We start from the raw sequence: 17,644 nt of genomic DNA on the forward strand, positions 1-17,644 counted from the left end.
ACCACGTGGGGGTCTCCAGCCTTTTAGTCTTTAAATGTTGTGCCTTAGAGCTTAGAGCCCTTGCGCTGCCAGGATTGCTCGATTACAGCATCGCCGGAAGTCTCAACGATGACATCGGAACAGCCCTTCTCGAAGTAGACCCGGGAGCCCATTGCTACCTGGCCGCCGTCGGCGTAGACCTCCACAGTGGCGCCGTCGACTACGACGGTTAGGGAATCAGAGTCGCCTTCCGCGAGTTGAGCTATGGCCGGCTCGGAGTCCTTGAAATAGGAATCAAAAGCCTTAGCCATAGAACGATCAAGCGTCAAGGTGCTGCCTGCGTGGGTGACCACGGCCGCTGGTTCACCGTTGCCGTCCAACAGAGTTACCGTGACGGAAGAGCCCTCTGGGACGTCCAGTACGCCGGTCCAGGAACGGGCGCGTTCAGACTGACGGATTGCGTCCGGTAGGCCACGCGGCGGAGTCTGGAAGAGCTTTCCACCCTGCAGGGTCAGGTGGCGCGGCAGCGCCAGCGTATTGGCCCACCCCTCCTCCTTGAAGGATGGGTGCAGCGTGGGATCGTCGCCGCGGCCATTGCCGTTGAGCAAGCCGAAGATGAGGGCTTCGTCGTAACGCGTCTCCTGCGGAATGGTTCCATCAGTGGTGTTGGTATTGCGCGGCCGCGAGAAGTCATGGCCGAAGTCAATGCGCTGGAAGCCAGACGCAATAGTAAAGGTGGTTCCTTCCAAGCGGCCCACCAAGTATCCGGACACGTCGCGATTGTTGCGTTCAAGGGTAAGAAGGAGGACGTCGTAAATGCGGCCGTCCACCTCGTCACGCAGGCGCACCAAGCGAGGGGAAACGACGGGCGGAATAGAGGAGTTCGCCGGCACCTCGCCCTCGTTGAAACCTGGCTCGCCATTGAATTCGAGCGGGCCCTCGACTTCCCAGGATAGACCGTCTGCAGAACGGAGAATTACCGGAAGCGGCGCATCAGAGTGCCCAGTCAGTGCAAGCATGAGCCAGCCCTCGTGGCCCTCGTCGCGGTCCTTTGCCGCCCAATCCGGAACAACCGAAGGGGAGCGGAAGCGCGAGTAGTTGGTGACGGAGCTAGCCACTTCGCCATAACGGACAACGTTTGGATCTAACGAGTGACTGTCATCAGAAATCTCGCACACGTCTTGGAAGTCCGTGAAGCGGGCCAAACGCACCGAAGTGCCGGTGGAGGTCACCGAGGTGAAGTAAAGATTGATGGCGTCTTCCCCCGCTGCCACGGAGCCCGCGCGCAGGGAAAGCTCGCCGCCGACAGGGGCCAGGACGTCGTCGCATTCCAGCCAGTCGAAGGGGAGTTCTTCAGAATATGTGTGGCCCCAATGCGCCGGAGCAGAAAGCTCATGACGGTACTGGAAGAACAGATGCCAAGTGCTGCCATCGAGAAGGACACCGGCAGGTGCTTCAAGAATTCCCGATTCCGGAACAAAGTGCAGTTCAGGACGATGAGTTGTCACGAATAACCTTCCTAAAAATGTGCCTATACGAGGGCGCGGTAGATGTCGACGGTTTGGGAAGCGATGGTGGCCCACGAGAACTCGTCGACTGCGCGTTTGCGGCCAGCTTGGCCGAATGCAGCAGCCCGCTCTTTGTCAGTAGCAACCTGATTGACAGCCGCGGCGAGGTCCGACTCAAAGGTAGCTGTATCGTTCTGGTCGTAGTGAACCAGCACGCCGGTCTCACCATTCACGACAACCTCGGGGATGCCTCCGACGTCAGACGCGACGACGGCGGTGCCACACGCCATGGCTTCGAGGTTCACGATGCCGAGCGGTTCGTAGATAGAAGGGCACACGAAAACTTCGGCGCCCGAGTAGACCTCCTGGATAAGGCTGCGCGAAAGCATCTCTTGTACCCAGAAGACTCCGTCACGGGTGGACTGTAGTTCCTCGACCAGAGCCTTGGTTTCCGCAGCGATTTCAGGGGTATCTGGAGCACCGGCGCAGAGGACCAGCTGGATGTCCTTGTCGAACTGGGCTGCAGCCTTTAGTAGGTGCTTTACGCCCTTTTGGCGGGTGATGCGGCCGACGAAAGCAACGACGGGGCGCTGCTTGTCGACGCCCAGGGTGTCGAAGTAGTCAGCCTGGCGCGGCTGCCACAGCTGGGTGTCAATACCGTTGAGAACAACGTGCACCTTGGACTCATCGATGCGGGGATAAGCATCCAAGATAGCGCCCTTCATGCCGGCAGACACAGCGATGACGGCATCGGCATATTCCATGGCGTTCTTCTCTGACCACGAGGAAATCTCGTAGCCGCCGCCGAGTTGCTCACGCTTCCATGGGCGATGCGGCTCCAAAGAGTGCGCAGTGACTACGTGCGGGATGTCGTAGAGGCGCGCCGCAAGATGCCCAGCCAAACCGGCATACCACGTATGTGAGTGTGCAATATCGATATCGGAGGCGGCAGTGGCCATGCGCAATCCGGTGGACAGCGTTTGGATAGCGGGGTTAGCTTGCGTCAGCTCCGGATCAACCCCGTGGGTGAAGACATCTTTTTCGTCGCGGGGCGCGCCAGTGCAATGCACTGATACGTCGATGAGTTCGCGCATAAATCGGGTCAGTTCGGCGACATGTACGCCTGCGCCACCATAAATCTCTGGTGGGTATTCTTTGGAAAAAATTCCGGCTCTCATGCCCTCCCAGAATACGGATTAAGTTAACCGTGTGCAGAAAAAGATCGCGGGGGTAGTTTCACAGATATTTCTCCTGCGAAACGTTTGAAAAGTGAATAGGTTGGAACATGTGAAAACGCAGCCTAATGTCCTTGCCATTGTCCTCGCCGGCGGCGAAGGTAAGCGTCTCTTCCCGTTGACGGAGGATCGCGCGAAGCCCGCCGTTCCCTTCGGCGGCTCCTATCGCTTAATCGACTTCGTCTTGTCGAATCTCGTCAACGCGGGTTATCTCAAGATTGCAGTCTTGACTCAGTACAAGTCCCACTCCCTCGACCGTCACATCTCGCAGGCCTGGAATTTGTCGGGCCCTACTTCCCAGTACATCGCTTCCGTTCCTGCACAGCAGCGCCGTGGCAAGCGTTGGTACAGCGGTTCTGCGGACGCCATCGTGCAGTCTCTCAACCTTATCTATGACGAGAAACCTGACTATGTCATCGTCTTCGGTGCTGACCACGTCTACCGCATGGATCCCCGGCAGATGGTCGAAGAGCACATCGCCACCGGCTTGGACTGTTCCGTTGCTGGTATTCGCGTACCGCGCTCAGAGGCGTCTGCATTCGGTTGCATCCAGGCTGATGGCATGGGCTCAATCACTGAGTTCTTGGAAAAGCCAGAGAACCCGCCATCAACGCCAGATGATCCGAACATGACTTATGCGTCGATGGGTAACTATGTCTTCACCGCCGACGCTTTGATTGAGGCGCTGCTTGAGGATGAGCAGAACGAGAACTCTGATCATGACATGGGTGGGGACATCATCCCTTATTTCGTTGAGCGCGGTCAGGCTCATGTTTATGACTTCATGGCTAACGAGGTTCCTGGCTCAACTGAGCGTGACCACGGCTACTGGCGCGACGTAGGTACCATCGACTCGTTCTACGAGGCGCACATGGACCTCATCTCTGTGCACCCAATCTTCAACTTGTACAACAACCGCTGGCCGATTCACTCCACCGATGAGTCCAACCTGCCGCCAGCAAAGTTTGTGCAAAATGGTATCGCACAATCGTCAATGGTGGCTCCTGGCTGCATCGTCTCTGGCGGTACGGTCCGCAACTCCGTCCTTTCTTCGGACGTCCATGTTGCAGACGGTGCAACGGTAGAGGGCTCCGTCCTTTTGCCAGGTGTGCGCGTAGGCAAGGGGGCGGTGGTTCGCCACGCCATCTTGGACAAGAACGTTGTTGTTTCCGATGGCGCAATTATCGGCGTTGACCGCGAGCGCGATGAAGCCCGCTTCAAGGTCTCTGATGGCGGCGTAGTGGTTGTGGGCAAGAACGAGACTGTATAAAATCGCCTCTTAGGACTTGGGCTGCGATTAAAGCCGGGGTGGAGCTTCCTTTCAAAGGTTGGCTCCGCCCCGGCTTTTGTGCCCAGTTCGTCGCTAGTCTTTCAAGAGTTGTGACCGCTAGCTACTGCTTGGTGATGAGGGTAAGTCCCGAGCCCAATGGAAGACGCGTGACAATCGCGCCCTCGAGGGAGCGCGCGAGTTCATCTGCCTCGCGGGCTGCCGCAGTGTCGCGGTCAGTACGCGTGGTGTCTGCGAGCGTTCCGTCGAGGAGGGAATTGGCCAGTACCAAGGTGCCGTGCTGGCGCAGCAGTGGGAATGCGGCGTTGATGAGTGCAGGCATATCCAGTGCAGGAACGTCGGCGAAGATGAGCTGGTAGGCGTCAGTTGCAAGGCGGCCCATCACCTCGAGTGGACGAGAAGGCAAGAAGCGTGCACGCGTGGTGGCGAATCCAGCCTCACGGAAGGTGGCCTTGGCCATGGCCTGGTGCTCTGCCTCCGGGTCGATACAGGTGACGATGCCGTTTTCGGGCAAACCCTGGAGGAGATAGATTCCTACCACGGCGGCAGCCGGGGTGATTGCTACTGCCTGCGCGCGCTCAGCACCAGTACTGGTGGCGGTGAGGGAGGTAAGCAGCTGTCCCGTTGCTTCATCAGGAACGGACAGGCCGTATTCCTCAGCATGGGAGCGTGCTCCGGCGAGTGCCTCAGAAACGTCGCTGGTGGATTCGATGTAAGAACGCAATGCGTCGTATGCCGTAATAGTCACAACCTAAACCTTAGGTAATTTTATACGTGCGCGGTGTCATGACGCCAGGATTGTTACTGATGAGATAAATGATTTCTCTTCACAGAGTCTTAACAGAATAATGTCTGGCGTTTTGAAGCTAGGTATAGAAAAATGATCGGCATGACAAAGAAGCAGATCGTTGAATCTTCTCTCGGCGAAGCACACGAGGGGGCTCCTGCATCCTTCGCTGATGCTCAAGAGGAACTGACTGGAACGGCTGCTTTTGACGCGGGCACTGCAGCCATGCCCTCCTGGGCTGAGCTGGTGGCTGAGCACGCAGACTCCGTTTACCGCTTGGCGTACCGCCTTTCTGGTAACCAGCAAGATGCGGAGGATCTCACTCAAGAAACGTTCATGCGAGTCTTCCGTTCACTGGATAAGTACCAAGCCGGCACCTTTGATGGATGGCTGCACCGCATCACCACGAACTTGTTCCTTGATATGGTCCGTCACCGCGCCAAGATCCGTATGGAAGCTTTGCCGGAGGACTACGAACGTGTCCCAGGAACGGACATGACCCCGGAGCAGGCCTATTCTGTGGCGAACTTGGATCCAGTTCTGCAAAAGGCTTTGGATGAGCTTGCCCCTGACTTCCGCGTCGCCGTGGTCCTTTGTGATGTTGTGGGCATGAGCTACGACGAAATCGCAGAGACTCTGGGTGTGAAATTGGGTACTGTTCGTTCCCGCATCCACCGTGGCCGTTCGCAGCTGCGCGCTGCCTTGGAGAACGCGGCACAGACTAACGACGACGCTCGCGTGCTGTTGCGCACTCGCTAGCGTTCCACACCGAGCGCCGTTCGGCGTCTATGGTGGGAGATAGCAACGCGCTGCAAAATAACGGCGACGCCTCGATAAGAAAGAAGGTGGGAATAGTTCATGGAATCCTTCGAACGTAAACGCCGCGCCGCCTTCTCTCTGCGTGGGGTGGTGGGCACTGAAACCAGCATCGATAGTGCCCATGCCAAAGCTCGCGATAAAGCCAAAGCTAAAGCGCGGCGTGGCGACACCATTGGTCACCTTGGGCCAGAAGCTGTGGCAGCCTTTGTCGACGGTGAAATGGAGCCGAAGGCAAAACACCGCGTGCGAGTGCACTTGGTTCATTGCTCGGAGTGCCGTGCAGACGTCCACGAGCAGCGGCACGCTTCCGAGTGGCTGCGCCAGTGCAACGTCGATGCCCAGGTCCGCGCGCCCAAAGATCTGATGGCCAAGCTCGCCGGCATTGCTAGTGACGCCGCGACCGTAATGCGCACTTCTAACGAAGCAAGGGATGAAGAGGTTTGTCAGGCAGCTTCACCCCAGGATTTCCTCGATAAGTTTGAGATGGTTATCCGCGCGGTTAAGCACAACCAAGGCCGTAAATAGCTTCGTCCCCATAATTGGTGGAGGTGTCGCCTCAGCAGAAGACGGCTGAGAGGGATAAGATGACACCGTGTTTTCTTCAATCGGTTGGCTCGAGATAGCGTTCATCGTTCTCATCGGAATTGTTGTCATCGGCCCGGAGCGCTTGCCTGGGGTTATTACCGATATTCGGGCTGCGATCTATGCCGCGCGCAAGGCCATCAACAACGCCAAAGCAGAGCTGGAAGGCGATCTGAGCGGCTTGGGTGAGGAATTCGACTCACTGCGTGGCCCCATCAGCCAGGCCGCAGAGTGGACTCGCATGGGCCCACGTGGCGTTATCACCAAGGCGCTTTTCGACGGCGATGAATCCGCGTGGGATGACTTCGACCCTAAGAAGATGACGGAGGGCCTAGGCAAGCCGGTGATTTCAAACCAGCCGCAGCAGCCAGCCTCGGGTACGCAGAGCTCGTCCACCCCAACGCAGAATAGGCCGACCTTTGATTACTCGCAGGTTTATGCGCCCCAGCAAAACACCTCGCACTCCAAGCCCAGCCAGCAGGGCCAACGAGCGCAAACACAGGCGCCACAGGGGCATGAAAACGCCCAAAAGCCGAAACCTTCCGATGACGGGGGTCATGCAGCAGGTTCCGGCTTCTCCTGGGCTGACGTAACCTAGCTCGTCCGAGCCCGGCTCGTGGCTAGTGGCGGGTAACCCCGAGTCCGAGGGTCTTGCCTACGAGTGAGTCGGAGCGGATGGCCAGCTTATCGGCTAGCCCCTTGACCGCCTGCGCGGAGGGGGACTCAGGCGCGGCCTTAACGATCGGCTCGCCAGCGTCGCCACCAGTGCGCAGAGCGGGGTCGAGTGGGATCTCAGCCAAGACCGGCACCTCGTAGCCGAGGATGGTGGACAGGCGCTCAGCCACGACCTTGCCGCCGCCGGTGCCGAAGATATCCATCGTGGAGCCATCTGGTAGCACCATGGCGCCCATGTTCTCAATGACACCAGCAACGCGTTGACGGGTTTGCTGCGAGATGGAGCCGGCACGCTCTGCAACCTCAGCGGCTGCGGCCTGCGGGGTCGTCACGATGAGTAGCTCGGCGTTGGGGATGAGCTGCGCAACGGAGAGCGCGACGTCGCCAGTGCCGGGCGGAAGGTCGAGCAGGAGCACGTCTAGGTCGCCCCAGAAGACGTCCGCCAGGAACTGCTGTAGTGCACGGTGCAGCATCGGTCCACGCCACACCACAGGGGCGTTGCCCTCCACGAATTGGCCGATGGAGATGTGCTTGATGCCGTGAGAGATAGGCGGCAGAAGCATCTCATCATCGAGCACCGTGGGGCCAGCGGTAGAACCTAGAAGACCGGGCACGGAGTGACCGTAGATGTCAGCATCGACGATGCCTACTTTAAGGCCCTTGGTCACCAATGCGGCAGCCAGGTTAACGGTGGTGGAGCTCTTGCCGACGCCGCCCTTACCGGAGGCGACCGCAAAGACGCGGGTGGTGGAGTCCGGTTTGGCGAAAGGAATTTCTGGCTCTGCCTGGCCGCCGCGCAGCTTCTGCTTGAGTGCGCGACGCTGCTCGTCGCTCATTGCGTCGAGTGCGACGGATACTTTGCCCACGCCCTCGAGATCCTCGAGGACAGCGCGGGTGTTGGCTTCGATGGTGTTTTTCATCGGGCACCCAGCGATGGTGAGATAGATTTCTACAGCGACGTCATTGCCGTCAACGTTGACGGACTTGACCATATCGAGTTCAGTGATAGGGCGGCCGATCTCGGGGTCTTCAACCCTGGAAAGGGCCTCCCGAACGGCGGATTCTGTGATAGCGCTAGTCATAACCCGTCCCATCTTAGCCCTTTATTTAACACAGGAAAACGCTGGGATAAGGCGGCGTCGTTAAGCGCAAATGCGCAGTGTAGAATTTCAGGGACGTGATGACCCTTGTTAACTGACTGATGTCATCTTCTGGAACATCTATTAGGAGACTGTGTTGATGCAAACCCGCGCATTTCTCGCGATGCTGGCCACCGCAGGACTAGCCTTGGGCACGGCCAGTTCCTGCGCAAGGTTTGATCCTTCTGCTGATGCCAAGGTGGGTGTGGCTCAAACAGTGACGATCGCAGTTGATGCGCAGTCCACGCGCCAATTGGTGCTGGCGGAGCTCTACAAGCAAACCCTCGAGTCGGAGGGGCGCGCAGCTAACATAGTCAACAACGATGTACTTTCGGAAGATCCGAGTTTGAATGAAAAATTGCCGCTGTTCCAAAGCAGTGACGGGACAAGCAACCTCTACATTGGATGTACGGGTCAGCTCCTGAACGCGTTTAATCCTGATGAAGCCAGGAAGCTATCGCAGCGCTTTGTTGCGGACGAAAAGGAACCCTCTGGTGAAGATTTCCTAGCCACTACGCATATTGCATTGATGAATGCTCTGCCGCCTGAATTGGCGGTCGTGGAACCGGCCAGTGCTCACGGTTGTGAAGGCTCTGATGTGGAACTTCCAGAGAATTACGTGGCCTTGTACTACAAGGGCCTGTTCAATAGGGAAGAGCGCCTAGCGGTGTCTTCATTGACCAAGTTCCTTACTGAGGAAGAAATTGAAGAGCTCGTTGAAAAGTCCGAGAAATCGGGCTCCATCGAGGAGACCGTTGGCCAATGGATGGCGGAGTCCAACGCCGGAACAGTGATGGATACCGGCGGAGACTCGAATTCTTCTGGTGGCTCTGATCTGACATCTGATGACGACAAGACTGATAAGAGCAGTAAGCCAAAGTCCTAAGCTTTCATCTCTTAGCCTGCTACACCGCGTGCACGCGGAAGTTGGTTCACTATTCAACAAAAAGCGCCCTTGCCTCCCACGTGATGGGAGACAAGGGCGCTAGTGCTTGCTGGTGGGGGCAAACCTGACCCCCGTCAGCTGTGGCCGTCTCAGACGGCCACGTACACGCTCTTAGATGTCGAAGGCCTCGTCCAGCAGCTTCTTCTGCTCAATCTGGTGGACCTTAGCGATACCAGTAGCAGTCGAGGACTGTGCACGGCGGGAGACGCGGACCATTTCCGGCATATCCGGAATCAGGCGGCGCAGATGCTCGTTGTAGAACGGCCATGGACCCTGGTTAGCCGGTTCATCCTGAACAAAGCGAACCTGGGTAGCGTTCGGGTAAGCCTTGAATGCCTCAGACAGGCGGTTGAACGGAATCGGGTGCAGCATCTCGAGTCGAACGATAGCTATGTCGTCGCGACCGTCAGCTTCCTTCTTCTTGGCCAGCTCCCAGTACAACTTGCCGGAGACCAGCATGATGGTCTTGACCTTGTCAGCATCGCCGACCTTGTTGCCGTTGTGGTCAACGAAGTTCGGGTCATTGATGACGGATCGGAAGGCCTTGATCTCCGTGAACTCTTCGATGGAGGAGGCGGCAGCCTTGTTACGCAGCATGGACTTCGGGGTGAAGACAACCAGCGGGCGCTTCATGGAACCGAGGGCCTGGCGGCGTAGCAGGTGGAAGTGGTTTGCCGGGGTAGAAGGCTGAGCCACGGTCATGGAGCCTTCAGCACACAGCTGCAGATAGCGCTCAATACGAGCAGAGGAGTGGTCAGGGCCCTGACCCTCGTAGCCGTGTGGCAGCAGCAGAACCAGGCTGGAGAGCTGGCCCCACTTGGCCTCACCAGAGGAGATGTACTCATCGATGATGGTCTGAGCACCGTTGGCGAAGTCGCCGTACTGTGCCTCCCATGCCACGAGAGCATCCTGGTTACCCACGGAGTAGCCGTACTCAAAGCCCATGCCGGCGTACTCGGTCAGAGCGGAGTTGTAGACCAGGAAGCGGCCGCCGTTGCCCTTGGTCTGTGCAAGGTAATTCAGCGGGTTGTACTCGCTGCCATCGCGCGGGTCGATCGGGATTGCGTGGCGCTGGGTGAAAGTGCCGCGGCGGGAATCCTCACCAGCCAGGCGGACCAGCTTGCCCTCGTTGGCCAGGGAACCAAAAGCGATGAGCTCGCCCCAGCCCCAGTCGATGCCGCCCTGGGTGGAGGACTTCAGTCGCTCCTTGGCCACGCGAGCAACGCGCTTGTGGTACTCGAAGCCCTCAGGGCCGTTGGCGTAGGCCTGGCCGATTTCGGCGATTTCCTCGGCAGTGATGGAGGTATCCAAACCACGGGTGAGCTCCTGAGCGGCAGTGATGCCATGCTGCTCACCCGGAGCACCGTTCTCAGCTTCCTTGACCTGGGCGAAGACGGACTCCATCTGGTCGTGGAAGTCACGTGCAGCTGCCTCGGCTTCTGCATCAGAAAGATCGCCGCGGCCAATGAGCTCCTGGGTGTAGATCTCACGAACAGACTTGTGCTCATCGATGATGGAGTACAGCTCTGGCTGAGTCATCGAAGGATCATCCGCCTCGTTGTGGCCGCGCAGGCGGTAGCAGATGAGGTCGATGAAGACATCCTTGCCGAACTTGCGGCGGTACTCGGTGGCCAGCTGGCCTACCCACACAACTGCTTCTGGGTCGTCGCCGTTGACATGGAAGACCGGGCAGTCGAAGCCCTTAGCCAGGTCGGTGGCGTAGTGAGTGGAACGCGCGGAATCCGGGGCGGTGGTGAAGCCAACCTGGTTGTTGACCACGATGTGCACGGTGCCGCCGGTGGTGTATCCACGCAGCTGGGACAGGTTGATGGTCTCCTGAACAATGCCCAGGCCGTTGAAGGAAGAGTCGCCGTGGAGCATGACCGGAACAACGGAGAAGCCGTCCTGGCCCTTGTCCAATAGGTCCTGCTTGGCGCGGGCGATACCTTCCATGACTGGGTCAACGGCCTCGAGGTGAGACGGGTTAGCAGCCAGGGTGATGTCGATTTCGCCATCGCCGAACATCTGGATATGGTGGCCCTCGGAGCCCAGGTGGTACTTAACGTCACCGGAGCCGCCGAGCTGGCCGCCCTTGTAGTTGCCATCGAACTCGCCAAAGAGGTCAGCCAGTGGCTTGCCCACGATGTTGAACAAGACGTTGAGGCGACCACGGTGTGGCATGCCGATAACAACCTCGTCGAGGCCCTGGCTGGCAGCGGTGTCCACGATGGCGTCCATCAGCGGGATGAGGGACTCAGCGCCCTCGAGGGAGAAGCGCTTCTGGCCCACGTACTTGGTGTGGAGGAAGTTCTCGAAAGCCTCAGCAGCGTTGACCTTCTGCAGGATGTACTTCTGCTCAGCGTTGGTCGGCTTCGGCATGCCTGCTTCGAGGCGATCCTGCAGCCAGCTGCGCTCGTCGCGGTCGAGGATGTGTGCGTACTCGGAGCCGACCTTCAGCGTGTAGGCATCGCGCAGGCGCTTGACGACCTCGCGCAGGGTCATGGTCTCCTGGCCGCCGAATCCACCAACGTTGAAGGTGCGGTCCAGGTCCCAGATGGTCAGACCGTGGGTCTTGAGGTCCAAGTCGCGGTGGTCCGGCCAAGGCAGGCCCGGCTGGCGCCAGCCTAGTGGATTGACGTCTGCGAGCAAGTGGCCGCGGGAACGGTAGGACTCGATGTACTGCATGACGCGGGTGTTCTTGTCTACGCCGGTGTTCGGCACATCCTGTGCCCAACGGAAAGGCTGGTAAGGAACGCCCATGGACTCGAAGAGTTCGTCCCAGAAGCGGTCATCAACAATGAGCTGGCCGAGGGTGCGCAGGAACTCGCCGGACTCTGCACCCTGGATGACGCGGTGGTCGTAGGTGGAGGTCAGGGTGACCAAACGGCCGACGCCCAGATCTGCGAGGCGGTCTTCGGAAGTACCGGCGAACTCCGCCGGGTAATCCATGGAGCCAACGCCGATGATTGCGCCTGCGCCCTTGGTCAGACGGGCGATGGAGTGGCGGGTGCCGATGCCGCCTGGGTTGGTGAGGTTGATGGTGACGCCGGAGAAGTCATCCATCGTGAGCTTGTTTTTGCGGGAGCGGTTAACGATGTCCTGGTATGCGTCCACAAACTCGGAGAAGGACATGTTCTCGGCTTCCTTGACCGCGGCAACGACGAGTGCGCGGGAGCCGTCCTTCTGCGGGAGGTCGATAGCCAGGCCCAAGTTGACGTGCTCAGGCTGGACCACGGTGGGCTTTCCGTCTTTGAGCTCGTAGCGGACGTTCATGTCCGGGTGAATCTGGGTTGCCTTGACGAGGGCGTAACCGAGGATGTGGGTGAAGGAAATCTTGCCGCCGCGGGTGCGCTTGAGGTGATCGTTGATCATTGCGCGGTTTTCCCACATAAGTTTCACCGGTACGTCGCGCACGGTGGTAGCGGTAGGAACCTCAAGGGACTCGTCCATGTTCTTGGCGATTGCCTTGAACATGCCCTTGAGCTGACGCTCGCCTGCCTCAGGGGCTTCGCCAATGCGATCGAGCGGGGAATCAGAGGTCTTCTTAGAGCTGGAATCCTTGCCAGGCTTCTCAGCAACCTTGGTAGGCTTAGCTGCCGGTTCTCCGCCAGCTGCAGCGGACTTAGCAGCGGGCTTTACCGGAGCCGACTTCTTGGCGGACTTATCCGCAGAAGCAGCCGCCGGGGTAGATGCACCATTGTTTGGTGCTCCGTTGTCCTCGAAGTAATCGCGCCACTCCTTATCTACGGAGTTTGGATCCTTGGAGTACTGCTGGAACTGTTCGTCAATCAGCCACGCATTAGGGCCGAAAATGCTCGAGTTGCTCACGGCAGGAATTCGCCTCATTTCCTTGTTAATTACGGTTCGTTAATGGGACTTTAGTAGCGTCTTCGCGCGGGCGCACACGGCACCCCGAAAAGTGTCTCCTCACATGATACGTTCCGTGTTGTTTTACTCACTAGGTTAGGGGTGAAAAGGCCCCCTTAGTGGCGGGAAAACACTTAAGCGGCGGGCAATGGCGATAGTTGTTCGCGGGCGTGTTCCATGACCTTCTTGGCCAATTTGCGGTTCGCAGAGGTACCCAGGACGGCGCCGATGCCCATGGGCATGAGCTTAGAAACCCATGCCCATTTCAAGCGCTTGGTGATCTGCTTGGTAAAGAGCTTGGTCAAGCGTCCGTTGAGGCCGTTGAGAGTGGGCGCGGAAAAGCGCGACAAGGTTGCTGCTGAGGTGACGCCCGAAACAGTGCCCAAGTCACCAACGAGAGTGTCAACCACTGCGGTTCCCCTGGAGCCGGTCAACACGAGTAGAACCAGAGCGCGGCGGCGTTCTGCGTCATTAATGTTGTCGCCGCGCAGGTAGGCGGAGGACAGGATGTACCACGCAGCGGACTCTAAGAAGACTACGGACTCGGCACCGACGGCGGCCACGCCGGTAACCATGCCGACGCCTGGGACGGCAGCGGATGCGCCTGCGGCCGCACCGGTACCGGAAACAATGTTAAGGAAATGCTTGTCCACGAGCGCCTGCAGTTGCGCCGGTGATGAGCCTGGGTTGCGCTTGCGCAGTCCTTCTACGTACTTGGTGATAACAGAAGTTTGTACAGTGACGGCCTTATCGAGTCCTGCGAGCAGCGCCTTAGTAAAAGTATTGGCGTTGTCGGGGTTAATGTCATAAACGTCGAGCCCTTCTGGGGCAGTGCCCTCAGTGCCCTTAGCGCCTTCAGCACTAACCCCAGCAGTACCTACGTTGCCGTTTCCGTTCTTATTGTCATCTTTGTTAAAGAAAGCAGCCATTTTTGTTCACCTCTCAATATTGATAATGGCGCTCCGACTGGCGCGCCACGTTTATTTCCCACCGTAGCGTAAGATTCGGCCTTCAACCTGAAAGCTTCCTGTGGGCTAGCCGGTATTTGCTATGGGCGTAGTCGCAGCTGGCTGCCAGACATTGCTCGTAAAACTCTCCTAATCTTGTAGATATGAATGCTGATGGAACTTACGGGCTGAGGTCTCGTGAAGCAAGTTCCGCCGTAGCCAAAATGCATGCGGCCAGCGCGCATGCGCGGGCACGGGCGGCAGCGGTGGCCGCTGCTAATGCCTGGGAAGATGATCTGACCGTTCGTACCGACAGCGGCTGGGTGCGCGGCAGTCTTGAGGAGGATCTGCGCACCGATCGCCCTATCTCCTCCCCGGTGCGCTCCTGGCGTGGTCTTCCCTTTGGCGCGGATACGGGTGGCGCCAACCGGTTTATGCCTGCTCAAAAAGTGGCGCCTTGGGAAGGCGTGCGGGAGTGCAAACAGTTCGGGGCTGTGGCTCCACAACCCATTTATTCTTGGCAGGACCGCGTCGAAGGCTCCGAAGACTGCCTTCACTTAGACGTGGTGCGCCCCAATAATGATGAGAAGCTGCCCGTGGTGGTCTACCTGCACGGGGGAAGTTTTATTGTGGGTTCTTCGCACATGTTGATGTTGCGGGGCTTCGAGTTGGCCGCGCAGATGGGCGTTGTTTACGTTTCCGTCAACTTCCGCTTGGGCGCATTGGGTTACCTGGATTTGCGTAGCCTGGGCGGGGAGTGCACGGCAAATCCTGCGGTTTCGGATCAGCTCTTGGCGTTGCAGTGGGTCAAACGCAATATTGCGGCTTTTGGCGGCGATCCTGAAAACATCACGTTGATGGGGGAGTCAGCTGGCGGTGCTGCGGTTTTGACACTGATGACGGTTCCGCGGGCTGAGGGATTGTTCAATCGTGCCATTGCGCAGTCGCCCCCTATTGGTATGTTGCATTCGCGCACGCAGTCGACGTTCTGGGCGCGAGAATTGGTATCGCGCATGGCATTACCGCGGGCGACGAGCGTCGATGACTTGCGCACCCACGATTTCGGCGACATCGTGCGGGCCGGCCAATCCATGATGTGGCGTGCGGGCGAGCTTTTCCATTTGAACTCCTGCTACGCCCCCACAGTGGATGGCGACCTCATTCCGCAGCATCCGCTTTTGGCCTTTGAAGAGGGCAAGCAAATTCAGGTCCCGCTGTTGGTGGGCACGAACTCGGATGAGGCCAGCTTCGGCAAGTTCCTGTACCAGCGTCAAAGTGCTCGGCAGCGTGCGGCACTGCGGCTTTTGGCTTCCTTCGATGAAGTGAACGCGCCGGCGGTGGTCAAGGCTTATGGTGGGGCGATTGCGCGTAAGGACTTTGCGCACTTGCTTACCGACGCCCTGTTCTGGGCGCCCACCGTTCGCGTTGCGGATGCGCATTCCCGCACGAACAACACGTGGATGTACCGCTTCGACTTTGCACCGACGGCGTTGCGATGGCTGGGGTTGGGAGCGATGCACTCGATGGAGCTTTCCAACATCTTCGGCGACCCGGGGGCGTCCCGAGTTTCGGCTCTGACTCGAATGGGAGATAGCTCACTAATGGATGGCATGACGGAGTTGATGCAGTCTCAGTGGTCCTCGTTCATTCGCACGGGCAAGCCGCACGAGGATTGGCCGGTGTATGCATCGCCGCAGCGTAACACGATGATTTTTGACTCCGAGCCGCGAGTGGTTCAGGCGCCTTGTGAGAGGCGTCGCCAAGCATGGGAAAACTACAACATGTTGGAGTGGGGAAGCGGGCGCCCGGAACTGCTTTCTGCCCTGGGCTTCATAACGGAGGCGCTGGAGAACAGGTAGGATCTGAATGGCCTTGGCGTTTGCCTTGGTGACCAACTGCCACATGGATGGATTGCACTAATGAGCTTTTTCGAAGATATCGCTTCCGCGTTGGACGCTGAGGGGATTGAGTCCCGCGTCAATGATGACGTGATGTTTGTGCCCATTACCTCAGACCTTGAAATTCAGTTTGTGGAAATTGACCCTATCTTGCCAGCTGCGAACGTCTACATTGCGGCGGCGGATGTGGATGAAGATGATGAAGACTTCGAGGCGGTTTTAGTCTCGGTGGCCTTCTCTGTGGATGACGCTGTTGAGGCTGTGGCCAAGCACATCGCTACTGACCAAGTAGTAACTGTGTTACGTGACCTTTTGGAAGGCACGGACGAGCGCATTACTGATCTAGAATTTGTGCAGGACGAGTTCAACCCCAACTTGGTTGTGGCTGAGGTTGCAAATGACTCTGAACTGCGTGTTCTGGTGGAAACTGTGGACGGTGTTCCTTCCGCGATTGTCCGATTCCTTGCCTTTGATTTTGATGAAGAAGAGTTCGACGAACTCGAGGACGAGGCAATCAACGAGTTGTGGGAGTCTGATGACGCGGATGGTATCAGCGAGGAGCAGCGCTTGGCACTGTTCGAGGCGGGTGAGCTTGACGACGTCGCTCCTATCATTGAGGTTCCCGCTGAGGCCCTAGAGCTTGGCACTTACACCGACTTCGACCGTCTCTTCGATGTCTTGAACCTTGTTTCTGAGCAGGCAATGGATTGGGAAGCACAGTTGGTTTCCTTCGACGACGATGAATTCGAAGAACCGGATGTCTATGACTTGTTCGGCGCCGACGACGGTGATGACATCGATGACGATGACATCGATGACGATGACATTGATGACGATGACATCGATGGTGACGATGACATCGATGGTGACGATGATGAAGACTTCGGAAACGAAGAGCGTGAGGATTAGAGTAAACGCGTCCATGAGGATTGCGAGAATGCTCTAGCTACCTACACACCGCTTACCCGCAGACAAGCTTCATCGCAGCTCTGCTTGTAAGCGGTGTAAATTTATGTCCCTATGCTGGCTTCTTCCCGGTAATGGTGTCTTCGCCGGCTCTGCGTGCCGCCTGCCCCAATCTAACAAAGTGAAATCCACAACTATGCCGTACTTACTCCGTACCAGGTGGCGTCAGCTACTTGTTGCGCTTGCCATGTTACTTACAACAGTTTCGTGGGCTTTGACGATGAATTCGGAGTTTTGGAGCATTACCTATACTTTCGAAAGCCCGTTGACCATCGTGATTTGGGTACTGTGCCTTGTTGCCACGTTGTGCCTGTTGATTTCCAAACACGGTGCTTTACCGCGGCACATGATGTTTAACCCCATCATGGGCATGGCAGTGAACTTGATTTTTGGCTCCCTTGTGATGGGCACGAACATCCCGTTCTACTTTGACACGATCGGCACAATGGTCATTGCGATCTTGTATGGTCCGGTATTAGGCATGGCAACGGGTGTTGGCGCCACGGTTGTTGCCTCAAGCTTTGCCGCATACCCACTAGCGTTTAATCCAGTGGCGATACTGGTGGGGTTCTTGTTCGGTGTGCTAGGTAGCCGCAGCTTTTTCCGATATGTGACGGGAACAATTGCAACCGGTCTCGTAGGCGGCATGCTGTGTGGAATGGTTTCCGTCTATCCGCTGATTTTCTCCTTTGGAAACAGCGATGGCATCGGGCGTCCAGGCCTGTTGCTGTATTTCCAGCTGATTACTGGTGATGAGCGCCTGGCAATTATTTGTCAAGCACTTCTATCGCACTCCGTCGACAAGGCATTCACCTTGCTCCTTGCCTGTACGCTCATCCGCTTTGCGCCTATCGCGCTACGCACTTATTTTGTGTTCCCAGGAAATAGATCGATTGTGGAACATATCTTCCAAGAAAGTGCGGACAACAAGGGTTATAGCGAAGATGCGTATCGAGCATCCGAGTATTCGACAGGCACCTAGGCACCTAGGCAGCTAGCAGCTTGGCG

14 protein-coding genes are annotated in these 17,644 nt (G+C 57.7%); 8 read left to right on the forward strand and 6 right to left on the reverse strand.

What is annotated here, in order from left to right; translation table 11 throughout:
* Positions 1-44: 44 nt before the first annotated feature.
* Complete coding sequence (locus HMPREF0308_RS11775) at positions 45-1,487, reverse strand: GH32 C-terminal domain-containing protein (protein WP_005531907.1); 1,443 nt, start codon at positions 1,485-1,487, stop codon at positions 45-47.
* 23 nt (positions 1,488-1,510) lie between these two features.
* Positions 1,511-2,665: a glycogen synthase gene (glgA, locus tag HMPREF0308_RS11780; protein ID WP_005531908.1), complete on the reverse strand. Its 1,155-nt coding sequence runs from the start codon at positions 2,663-2,665 to the stop codon at positions 1,511-1,513.
* 109 nt (positions 2,666-2,774) lie between these two features.
* On the opposite strand from glgA, the gene glgC reads away from it, so the two are divergent.
* Positions 2,775-3,992, forward strand: coding sequence for a glucose-1-phosphate adenylyltransferase (gene glgC / locus HMPREF0308_RS11785; RefSeq protein ID WP_005531910.1), 1,218 nt, complete (start codon positions 2,775-2,777; stop codon positions 3,990-3,992).
* Positions 3,993-4,113: 121 nt separating this feature from the next.
* Here the strand turns inward: glgC and HMPREF0308_RS11790 are convergent, their stop codons facing one another.
* A complete protein-coding gene (locus HMPREF0308_RS11790) occupies positions 4,114-4,758 on the reverse strand; it encodes an O-methyltransferase (RefSeq protein WP_005531912.1) in 645 nt (214 codons plus the stop codon).
* A 132-nt stretch (positions 4,759-4,890) separates the two neighbouring features.
* Between HMPREF0308_RS11790 and sigE the strand changes: the two genes are divergently transcribed.
* The 3 genes from sigE to HMPREF0308_RS11805 all read left to right on the forward strand — a co-directional run bounded on the left by sigE (position 4,891) and on the right by HMPREF0308_RS11805 (position 6,796).
* Complete coding sequence (gene sigE, locus HMPREF0308_RS11795; RefSeq protein ID WP_005531914.1) at positions 4,891-5,556, forward strand: RNA polymerase sigma factor SigE; 666 nt, start codon at positions 4,891-4,893, stop codon at positions 5,554-5,556.
* A gap of 99 nt (positions 5,557-5,655) precedes the next feature.
* Entirely contained in the window at positions 5,656-6,141 is a 486-nt protein-coding gene (locus HMPREF0308_RS11800; RefSeq protein ID WP_005531916.1) for an anti-sigma factor family protein, read from the forward strand.
* Positions 6,142-6,208: 67 nt separating this feature from the next.
* A complete protein-coding gene (locus tag HMPREF0308_RS11805; RefSeq protein ID WP_005531919.1) occupies positions 6,209-6,796 on the forward strand; it encodes a twin-arginine translocase TatA/TatE family subunit in 588 nt (195 codons plus the stop codon).
* Positions 6,797-6,818: 22 nt separating this feature from the next.
* Here the strand turns inward: HMPREF0308_RS11805 and HMPREF0308_RS11810 are convergent, their stop codons facing one another.
* Complete coding sequence (locus HMPREF0308_RS11810; protein WP_034657584.1) at positions 6,819-7,955, reverse strand: Mrp/NBP35 family ATP-binding protein; 1,137 nt, start codon at positions 7,953-7,955, stop codon at positions 6,819-6,821.
* 181 nt (positions 7,956-8,136) lie between these two features.
* On the opposite strand from HMPREF0308_RS11810, the gene HMPREF0308_RS11815 reads away from it, so the two are divergent.
* Complete coding sequence (locus HMPREF0308_RS11815) at positions 8,137-8,898, forward strand: hypothetical protein (protein ID WP_211205704.1); 762 nt, start codon at positions 8,137-8,139, stop codon at positions 8,896-8,898.
* A gap of 171 nt (positions 8,899-9,069) precedes the next feature.
* Here HMPREF0308_RS11815 and HMPREF0308_RS11820 read toward each other — a convergent pair whose 3' ends face one another.
* Together HMPREF0308_RS11820 and HMPREF0308_RS11825 are read right to left on the reverse strand one after the other, a co-directional pair.
* Positions 9,070-12,786: a multifunctional oxoglutarate decarboxylase/oxoglutarate dehydrogenase thiamine pyrophosphate-binding subunit/dihydrolipoyllysine-residue succinyltransferase subunit gene (locus HMPREF0308_RS11820; RefSeq protein WP_174775576.1), complete on the reverse strand. Its 3,717-nt coding sequence runs from the start codon at positions 12,784-12,786 to the stop codon at positions 9,070-9,072.
* Positions 12,787-12,959: 173 nt separating this feature from the next.
* Positions 12,960-13,754, reverse strand: coding sequence for a hypothetical protein (locus tag HMPREF0308_RS11825; protein ID WP_005531928.1), 795 nt, complete (start codon positions 13,752-13,754; stop codon positions 12,960-12,962).
* A 182-nt stretch (positions 13,755-13,936) separates the two neighbouring features.
* Here HMPREF0308_RS11825 and HMPREF0308_RS11830 point away from each other — a divergent pair, with 182 nt between their 5' ends.
* The 3 genes from HMPREF0308_RS11830 (at position 13,937) to HMPREF0308_RS11840 (ending at position 17,618) form a co-directional block, all read left to right on the forward strand.
* Complete coding sequence (locus HMPREF0308_RS11830) at positions 13,937-15,631, forward strand: carboxylesterase/lipase family protein (RefSeq protein WP_034657585.1); 1,695 nt, start codon at positions 13,937-13,939, stop codon at positions 15,629-15,631.
* Positions 15,632-15,691: 60 nt separating this feature from the next.
* The gene (locus tag HMPREF0308_RS11835) at positions 15,692-16,579 is read left to right on the forward strand and encodes a hypothetical protein (protein WP_005531931.1); all 888 of its coding nucleotides are present in this window, start codon (positions 15,692-15,694) and stop codon (positions 16,577-16,579) included.
* 178 nt (positions 16,580-16,757) lie between these two features.
* Complete coding sequence (locus HMPREF0308_RS11840) at positions 16,758-17,618, forward strand: hypothetical protein (protein ID WP_204374078.1); 861 nt, start codon at positions 16,758-16,760, stop codon at positions 17,616-17,618.
* The last annotated feature ends 26 nt before the right edge of the window (positions 17,619-17,644 follow it).

This window comes from Corynebacterium striatum ATCC 6940 (assembly GCF_000159135.1).
Classification (GTDB): Bacteria; Actinomycetota; Actinomycetes; order Mycobacteriales; family Mycobacteriaceae; genus Corynebacterium; species Corynebacterium striatum.

What these genes read in the sequence shown, in the direction of transcription:
- glgA (WP_005531908.1), bottom strand. Translation starts at nt 2,665, where the DNA reads ATGAGAGCCGGAATTTTTTCCAAAGAATACCCACCAGAGATTTATGGT.
- HMPREF0308_RS11830 (WP_034657585.1), top strand. Translation starts at nt 13,937, where the DNA reads ATGAATGCTGATGGAACTTACGGGCTGAGGTCTCGTGAAGCAAGTTCC.
- sigE (WP_005531914.1), top strand. Translation starts at nt 4,891, where the DNA reads ATGATCGGCATGACAAAGAAGCAGATCGTTGAATCTTCTCTCGGCGAA.
- HMPREF0308_RS11815 (WP_211205704.1), top strand. Translation starts at nt 8,137, where the DNA reads ATGCTGGCCACCGCAGGACTAGCCTTGGGCACGGCCAGTTCCTGCGCA.
- HMPREF0308_RS11825 (WP_005531928.1), bottom strand. Translation starts at nt 13,754, where the DNA reads ATGGCTGCTTTCTTTAACAAAGATGACAATAAGAACGGAAACGGCAAC.
- HMPREF0308_RS11800 (WP_005531916.1), top strand. Translation starts at nt 5,656, where the DNA reads ATGGAATCCTTCGAACGTAAACGCCGCGCCGCCTTCTCTCTGCGTGGG.
- HMPREF0308_RS11810 (WP_034657584.1), bottom strand. Translation starts at nt 7,955, where the DNA reads ATGACTAGCGCTATCACAGAATCCGCCGTTCGGGAGGCCCTTTCCAGG.
- HMPREF0308_RS11835 (WP_005531931.1), top strand. Translation starts at nt 15,692, where the DNA reads ATGAGCTTTTTCGAAGATATCGCTTCCGCGTTGGACGCTGAGGGGATT.